Source organism: Fictibacillus nanhaiensis (assembly GCF_023715445.1).
Lineage (GTDB): Bacteria > Bacillota > Bacilli > Bacillales > Fictibacillaceae > Fictibacillus > Fictibacillus nanhaiensis_D.
The window spans coordinates 1-2,157 of the sequence record NZ_JAMBOD010000029.1 but is presented as its reverse complement, the minus strand read 5'-3'; the positions used below and the strand labels follow the sequence as shown (position 1 = coordinate 2,157).

Annotated in this window: 2 protein-coding genes; both read right to left on the bottom strand. The window is 37.9% G+C overall.

The window, feature by feature from the left end; genetic code table 11:
* Positions 1-53: 53 nt before the first annotated feature.
* Positions 54-812 (bottom strand): IS21-like element ISBce16 family helper ATPase IstB, encoded by a 759-nt coding sequence (gene istB, locus M3196_RS21665; RefSeq protein WP_251324367.1) that lies wholly within the window; start codon positions 810-812, stop codon positions 54-56.
* Positions 809-2,059: an IS21-like element ISBce16 family transposase gene (gene istA, locus M3196_RS21660; protein ID WP_251324366.1), complete on the bottom strand. Its 1,251-nt coding sequence runs from the start codon at positions 2,057-2,059 to the stop codon at positions 809-811. Before istA ends, istB begins: the two co-directional genes overlap by 4 nt.
* Positions 2,060-2,157: the final 98 nt, after the last annotated feature.

Here is a 2,157-nt window from a genome sequence, read left to right as displayed (position 1 = left end):
TGTCAACAGCGGTTTAATTTTCCCTATTTTCAACGGTCCAAAATTCCCTATTACTAATTAACTGCCGGTTGTATGCCGGCTTTTTGCTTTTCACGAAGTCTAAATGATTGTCCTTTGATATTGAAAGTTGTGGAGTAATGCAACAGTCTATCCAAAACCGCTGTAGCTAGGACGTCATCGCCAAATATTTTCCCCCACTCAATATACGATTTGTTAGAGGTTAAAATAATTGACCCTTTTTCATAACGTTTTGAAACGATACGAAAGAATAAATCTGCACTTAACTCATCAAACGGAAAGTATCCCATTTCATCAATTATGAGTACATCGCACCTACTTAACGATCGAACCAGGCGAGAAGTGGTTCCCCTTTGTTCTGCCTTACGGCAGGAAGTAATGAAATCATCGGCCCGTGTGTAGTAAGCTGTGTATCCTTGACGAAGTGCTTCGATAGCGAAACCTATCGCCAAGTGGGTTTTACCAACACCTGGCGGTCCTAATAATAAGATATTTTCTCCATTCTCAATATAACGGCCTGTTATTACTTCTTTTACACGCCGTTCGCTAACACTTGGTTGAAATGAGAAATCAAAGTCTTCGATAGTCTTGTGAAACGGTAGCTTTGATTTCTTCATTCTAGATTCTAGTGCTGCACCTTCTTTGTGTTCAATTTCATGTTGAAGAAGGGTGTTTAGAAATTCAGAATATGTTACATTATGTTTAGAGGCATCTTCTAGGATGCCATCTAATTGATTGGCTATGTAAACCAAGCCAACTTTCTTAAGACGTTCAGTTAGAAGTTGTGCGTTCATTTGTGATCACCAGCTTTTAATTGTTCTTCATACACGTGAAGTGAACGTTGTTCCACTTCATGATTAGAGGGCTGAATGTGACGGGTCGCCAAACCGTTTTGTGTCACATCTGGCTCTTTTTTTATGTTCTTTATATGGTTGATATCCGTTAATGATTTATTGATACCAGAAATAATCGGATGAGTAGCGATGCACTCTAGATCAAAATAGATCTCTAAATGATGATCAAGAGTTTCCTTCACCCTTACTTCCATCCCTTTATAACGATAAGGAACCGAATAGTTTCGATCATTATAAGAAATCATGCTGCTTTCTGTTACGTAAGTAACCTTCCATTTACTTATTGGGAATAAGGGTCTCGTATTCCAATGTAATAAGTGTTTTTGTTCCTCTTCAAAACGCTGTAGAGGTGGCTCAAGCGTAGTTTGATTCGGTTTTTTATTGGCCACTTTGTCCAGCCATCCACTTAACATCTCATTCATTTCATGAAGTGTGTTCTTTTGTTTTCTTTGCAGAAAATTCTTCTTAAGGTAACCAACCGCACTTTCTACTTTCCCCTTGGTTTGTGGCCTTGCTGGTTTACACGCTTTCGGAACAACTCCATAGTAAGCTAGGAATTCTTCGAACTTTCGATTAAAGCGTATTTGGGTTGGACTATGTAAGGTGACTACCGTTTTCATATTGTCATAGAGTATGTGTTCAGGAACGCCGTTAAAATAGGCAAATGCATTCATGTGGCATTTCATCAGCTGCTCCATATTCATCGTATTTGTAATTTCCATGTATTTCATACGGGAGTAACCTAAAACGATGATAAATACATAAAGCTTTTGTTTCTTCCCATCAACCTCATGTTCTCCAATCTCTGCCCAGTCCATCTGTGCTTGTTTTCCAGGAGGTGTTTCAAAACGGATACTCGATTGTTTCTTTGGTTTCTGGCGATAAGGTCTGATGAAATCTCTTAAAATAGTCATCTTTCCTGGATAACCCATAGATTGAATTTCCTCAAGAAGCACTTCACAGTTAGTGGTACCTTCCTTTAACCGCCTTAATAAATAGTCTTTATATGGATCTAACAGGCTTGTTTTCAATTTACCGTGAGGTTGTTTTTTCTTTGGTAACTCATTTTGATTTAAGTATTTTCGTATTGTTTTTGGATCAAAGCCTGTTAATTCTGCTATAGCAGTTTGAGTCCAACCTTTTGAGTGATACTCTTTAATCATAAAAAATTCCCCATCCTTGATCATTATCTGTCTACACTCCAAGTTGTTTTTGAGATAATTATCCGTTATTATTGGGGAATTTCACACCGTTGTTATTAGGGATTTTACCACCGTTGTTTTCA